5 protein-coding genes and 1 pseudogene are annotated in these 5733 nt (G+C 68.0%); 5 read left to right on the forward strand and 1 reads right to left on the reverse strand.

Annotated features, from left to right (window positions below; translation table 11 throughout):
• On the forward strand, nt 1–842 hold an 842-nt coding region (locus QZ753_RS17105), incomplete at its 5' end, for a 5'-nucleotidase C-terminal domain-containing protein (protein WP_294645367.1).
• Between the two features lie 33 nt (nt 843–875).
• Here QZ753_RS17105 and QZ753_RS17110 read toward each other — a convergent pair.
• Nucleotides 876–2114, reverse strand: a complete 1239-nt coding sequence (locus QZ753_RS17110; RefSeq protein ID WP_294645368.1) for an ROK family transcriptional regulator — start codon at nt 2112–2114, stop codon at nt 876–878.
• A 211-nt stretch (nt 2115–2325) separates the two neighbouring features.
• Between QZ753_RS17110 and QZ753_RS17115 the strand changes: the two genes are divergently transcribed.
• From QZ753_RS17115 to QZ753_RS17130, 4 genes and pseudogenes are all read left to right on the forward strand, one after another.
• On the forward strand, nt 2326–3351 hold the full coding sequence (locus tag QZ753_RS17115) for a sugar ABC transporter substrate-binding protein (RefSeq protein ID WP_294645372.1): 1026 nt from the start codon (nt 2326–2328) through the stop codon (nt 3349–3351).
• Between the two features lie 165 nt (nt 3352–3516).
• A complete protein-coding gene (locus QZ753_RS17120; protein WP_294645369.1) occupies nt 3517–4593 on the forward strand; it encodes an ABC transporter permease in 1077 nt (358 codons plus the stop codon).
• Nucleotides 4593–5384, forward strand: a complete 792-nt coding sequence (locus tag QZ753_RS17125) for an ATP-binding cassette domain-containing protein (protein WP_294645371.1) — start codon at nt 4593–4595, stop codon at nt 5382–5384. The genes QZ753_RS17120 and QZ753_RS17125 overlap by 1 nt, the downstream gene beginning before the upstream one ends.
• Nucleotides 5385–5513: 129 nt before the next feature.
• Nucleotides 5514–5733 (forward strand): annotated as a pseudogene (locus QZ753_RS17130) (glutathione S-transferase); the annotation flags it as partial.

Below are 5733 nucleotides of genomic sequence, written 5' to 3' on the forward strand. Positions count from 1 at the left end.
GTCCCTACCCGACGCTGGTGAAGGGACCGGACGGGCGCGACGTTCCGATCGTCCAGGCCTATGCCTATTCGAAATATCTCGGCAAGCTCACCGTCTCCTTCGACGACGAAGGCCGCGTGACGAAGGCGGACGGGGCGCCGATCCTTCTCGACGCCTCGGTGCCCGAGGATGCGGCGATCAAGGCGCGCGTCGCGGAGCTTGCCAAGCCGCTGGAGGAGATCAAGGCCAAGGTGGTCGCTGAAGCTGCCGCCCCGATCGACGGCCAGCGCGACACCTGCCGCGTCGCCGAATGCCAGATGGGCAACCTCGTCGCCGACGCGATCCTCGACCGCACCAAGGACCAGGGCACCACGATCGCCATCGGCAACGGCGGCAACGTGCGCGCCTCGATCGACGCCGGGCCGATCACCATGGGCGAGGTGCTGACGGTCCTCCCCTTCCAGAACACGCTGGCGACCTTCCAGCTGACCGGGGCCGACATCAAGGCGGCGCTGGAGAACGGCGTCAGCCAGGTCGAGGAGGGTGCCGGTCGCTTCCCGCAGGTGGCGGGCCTCCAGTTCGACTGGTCGCGCAAGGGCAAGGCGGGCGTCGACCGCGTGAAGGCGGTGCGCGTGAAGTCGGCTGCCGGCGAATGGCAGCCGATCGACCTGGCCGCGACCTACACGGTCGTCTCCAACAACTTCCTGCGCCAGGGCGGCGACGGCTACGCCGTGTTCGCCACGAAGGCCGAGAACGCCTACGACTTCGGGCCCAACATGGAGGACGCCGTGGTCGCCTATCTCCAGGACGGCCGCTCGCCCTACACCGCCTCGACCGACGGGCGCATTCGCAAGATCGAATAGCCGTTGACCGGCGCGGCCCGTGGCGCTGCGTTGTCAGCGGTCGGCGAGCAGCACGCGGTGGTCGAGAAAGAATTTGGCGAAGAAGGGCAGGCTCGCCGAGCCGACCTCGCGGGCCGCACGGCCGATCGTGCCCTCGACGACCGCGACGGGCGGCAGTCCTTGCAGGTCGATCCGGCCGAGCGCCTGCCGCGTCGCCTCCGTCAGACGGGCGCGCACCGAGGCGGGAAAGCTGCCGTCGATCACCGCCTTCTCGAAGTCGTAGACCGAGACGGCCGACGCGATCGCATGGGCGAGCCCCTCTGCGGCTTCCGCGATCCAGGCCTCCAGAAGGTCCCCGAGCCCGGTCCAGTCGGCGTCCTTGCGCCAAAGCTCGACCGCCGAGCGCCCGGCTTCCTCGACGCGGCGCTCCAGGACATGGATCGAGCCGGCATGGATCAGCTGGTGACGACCGCCGCCGGGCGCGGGCACCGGCATCGAGCCGAGCGCCCCGGCATTGCCGGTGCGCCCCGAGACGAGCGTGCCGTCGATGACGATGCCCCCGCCGACGAAGGCGCCGACGAAGAAGTAGATGTAGTCGGCCGAATCGATCGTGCCGAACGCCTGCTCGGCGCCGCAGGCGGCCGTCACGTCGTTGGCGATGTAGACCGCCTCGCCGGTCAGGGTCTCCAGTTCGCCCGCCATGTCGAGATGCCGCCACTCCTCCATCTCGCCGGCCGGCGCGCCGTTGGCCTCGCCCCAGGACCAGAGCTCGAACGGCATGCCGACCCCGAGCCCGGCGATGCGCCGGCGAAGGGCCGGCGGCAGGCCGGCGCGCAGATCGGCGACGCCGCGCTCGACGAAGGACTGGATCTCGGCGCGGCGCGGGAAGCGGTAGAGGACGTCGCGCGAATCGCGCACTTGGCCGACGAAATCCATCAGAACGATCTCGCTGGTGCGCCGCCCGAGCTTCAGACCGAAGGCGAAGGCGCCATCCGGGTTGAGACGCATCGGCACCGACGGCTGGCCGACGCGGCCGCGCCGCGGCTCGCCCGCGAGCACCAGCCCCTCCGCCTCCAGCGAGCGCATGATGACGGAGGCCGTCTGCGGCGAGAGACCGGACAGGCGTGCGATTTGCGACTTGGCGAGTTCGCCGTGCCGTCGGATCAGGGACAGTACGGCCCGCTCGTTGTGGGCGCGCAGGCCCGCCTGATTCGAGCCGCGTAGGCGCTCGTCGGTTGCTTCGCGAACGGAGCCAGCCGGCGACTCGAGGCCGGGCAGGTTCGCATCGTTCATGGATAGGGTCCCCTGGCCGCCGGACCGGGCGGCGATAGATCAACCTTCACCAACAGGAAAAACCTGTCAATAAATAAATCTTCGTGAGTTATCGATTGACAGGTATAACCCGAGGCTGTTGGATGCTCCCTGTTCGGCGCGGACGAGGAGAGCCGCCCGACGGGACGCCATGACGGGCGTCGCATCCAGTTTCGGGAGATCGTCCTTGGCCATTCGTCGTTTTCTTGCATCCGCCGCGCTCGGCGCTCTCGGTCTCGCCGCCATGACGGCCGGCGCGTCCGCCCAGTCGCCGATGACCGTCTGCCTCATCACCAAGACGGACACGAACCCGTTCTTCGTGAAGATGAAGGAAGGCGCCGAGGCCAAGGCGAAGGAGCTCGGCATCAACCTGCAGTCGTATGCGGGCCGCGTCGACGGTGACCACGACAGCCAGGTCCAGGCGATCGAGAGCTGCATCGCGGCCGGCGCCAAGGGTATCCTGATCGCCGCCTCCGACACCAAGGCGATCGCCTCCTCGACGAAGAAGGCTCGCGACGCCGGCCTCATCGTGATCGCGCTCGACACCCCGCTCGAGCCGCTTTCCGCCGCCGACGCGACGTTCGCGACCGACAACTTCGAGGCGGGCGTCCTGATCGGCCAGTGGGCCAAGGCCAAGATGGGCACAGAAGCCGAGAACGCGAAGATCGCCTTCCTCGACCTCACCCCGCAGCAGCCCTCCGTCGCCGTCCTGCGCGACCAGGGCTTCATGCAGGGCTTCGGCATCGACGTGAAGAACAAGGACGTCGTCGGCGACGAGGACGACAAGCGCATCGTCGGCCACGACGTGACCAACGGCAACGAGGAAGGCGGCCGTCAGGCCATGGAGAACCTTCTCCAGAAGGATCCGACGATCAACCTCGTCTACACGATCAACGAGCCGGCGGCGGCCGGCGCCTACGAGGCGCTGAAGGGCCTCGGCCTCGCCGACAAGGTGACGATCGTCTCCGTCGACGGCGGCTGCCCGGGCGTCGCCAACGTCAAGGACGGCGTGATCGGCGCGACCTCGATGCAGTATCCGCTGAAGATGGCGTCGATGGGCGTCGAGGCGGTGAAGACCTTCGCCGAGAGCGGCAAGAAGCCGGAGGCTTCGGCCGGTCTCGAGATCACCAACACGGGCGTCGACCTCGTCACCGACAAGCCGGCGGACGGCGTGAAGTCGATGGACACCACGGCCGCCGCCAAGGCCTGCTGGGGCTGATCCCCCGTTGAGACTGCGGGAAGCCTCCGGGCTTCCCGTTCTGACGTTGAGCGCCCACGCGCCCATCGCTTTCTCGTCCCGACGGGCCACCCGTGTCGCTCAAGGGATCCACCAGGCGCACGCCGGCGCCAGAACCGGCCATCAGCCCCCGGGAGGCCTCGTTCCATGAGCGACACCACGTCCACGAAGGGCAGCGACTTCGAATCCGGCCTCGCCAAGAGCGATACGCGCGTCGCCGACTTCTCCGGCCACGGCCGGACCCCGCTGCAGCATCTCCAGCATTTCCTGCACGGCAACCCGACGATGGTGCCGATCATCGTCCTCCTGTTCGGCATCATGGTGTTCGGCCTCCTGATCGGCCAGCGCTTCTTCAATGCCTTCACGATGACGCTGATCCTCCAGCAGGTCGCGATCGTCGGCATCGTCGGCGTCGCGCAGACGCTGATCATCCTTACCGCCGGCATCGACCTGTCGGTCGGCGCGATCATGGTTCTGTCCTCGGTGATCATGGGCAACCTCGCGGTCGGCATGGGCGTCCCAGCCCCGATCGCGATCCTCGTCGGCTTCGCCGTCGGCACGCTCTGCGGCGCGATCAACGGCGTGCTCGTCGCCAAGGTGAAGCTGCCGCCCTTCATCGTCACGCTCGGCATGTGGTTCGTCTACGAGGCGATCAACTTCATCTACACCCAGAACGCGACGATCCGGGCGCAGGATGTCGAGGCGCAGGCGCCCCTCCTCCAGTTCCTCGGCAACACGTTCCAGCTCGGCGGCGCTATCTTCACCTACGCCGTCGTGAGCGTGCTCATCCTCGTCGCGCTGTTCTACTACATCCTCAACTACACCTCCTGGGGCCGCCACGTTTACGCGATCGGCGACGACGAGGACGCCGCGCGCCTGTCGGGCATCCGCTCCAACAAGGTGCTGATCTCGGTCTACGCCGTGTCGGGTCTCATCTGCGCCTTCGCCGGCTGGGCGCTGATCGGGCGCATCGGCTCCGTCTCGCCGACCTCGGGCTACGAGGCCAACATCCAGGCGATCACCGCGGTGGTGATCGGCGGCACCTCGCTCTTCGGCGGACGCGGCTCCGTGCTCGGCACGCTGGTCGGCGCGCTCATCGTCGGCGTCTTCGCCATGGGACTGCGCATCTACGGCACCGATCCGCAGTGGACACGCCTAACCGTCGGTGCTCTCATCATTCTGGCCGTGGCGGCCGACCAGTGGATCAGAAAGGTCTCGGCGTAATGGTTCAGTACGGCACCCAACCCGTTCTCCAGGCCCGCGGCCTCAACAAGCGCTACGGCCGCGTGGTGGCGATCGACAACGCCGACTTCGACCTCTATCCCGGCGAGATCCTCGCCGTGATCGGCGACAACGGCGCCGGCAAGTCGACCCTCATCAAGGCCCTGTCGGGCGCGGTGACGCCCGACGCCGGCGAGATCCGCCTCGACGGAAAGCCCGTCACCTTCGCCAACCCGCAAGCCGCGCGCGATGCCGGCATCGAGACGGTCTACCAGCAGCTGGCGCTCTCGCCCGCCCTCTCGATCGCCGACAACATGTTCCTCGGCCGCGAGCTGCGCCGCCAGGGGCCGCTCGGCTCCTATCTGCGCATGCTCGACAAGCCGCGCATGCGCAAGATCGCCCGCGAGAAGCTGTCCGAACTCGGGCTGATGACGATCCAGAACATCGACCAGGCGGTGGAAACCTTGTCGGGCGGCCAGCGCCAGGGCGTCGCGGTGGCACGCGCGGCGGCCTTCGGCTCGAAGGTCCTGATCCTCGACGAGCCGACCGCGGCGCTCGGCGTCAAGGAATCTCGCAAGGTTCTCGACCTCATCCTCGAGGTGCGCGCGCGCGGCCTGCCGATCGTCCTGATCTCACACAACATGCCGCACGTTTTCGAGATCGCCGACCGCATCCACATCCATCGGCTCTCGAAGCGCCTGTGCGTGGTCGACCCGAAGTCGATCACGATGTCGGATGCCGTGGCGCTGATGACGGGTGCGAAGGCGCCCGAGCCGGAGATCCTCGCGGCCTGACCGGCCCCGACAGCGCAAGTTCCCAAGCCGGCCTCAGGGCCGGCTTCGTTCGTTTCGGGCGCGTTCTCCATTTAACTCGATCCCGGCGGCGCAAGCTTTCGGGTCGATCCGCCACCGGAGACCGACACCATGAGCGAACGCTACGACCTCTATTACTGGCCGGGCATCCAGGGCCGCGGCGAGTTCCCGCGCCTAGTGCTGGAAGCGGCCGAAGCGCCCTATCGCGACATGGCACGCCTCGACGAGGCGGAGGGCGGCGGTGTGCCCGCCATGCTGCGCATCCTGGAAACCGGCATCGGAAATCATATCCCCTTCGCCCCGCCGTTCCTCGTCGTGGGCGACCGGCTCG

This window comes from uncultured Aureimonas sp. (genome assembly GCF_913775355.1).
In the GTDB taxonomy this organism is placed as follows: Bacteria; Pseudomonadota; Alphaproteobacteria; order Rhizobiales; family Rhizobiaceae; genus Aureimonas.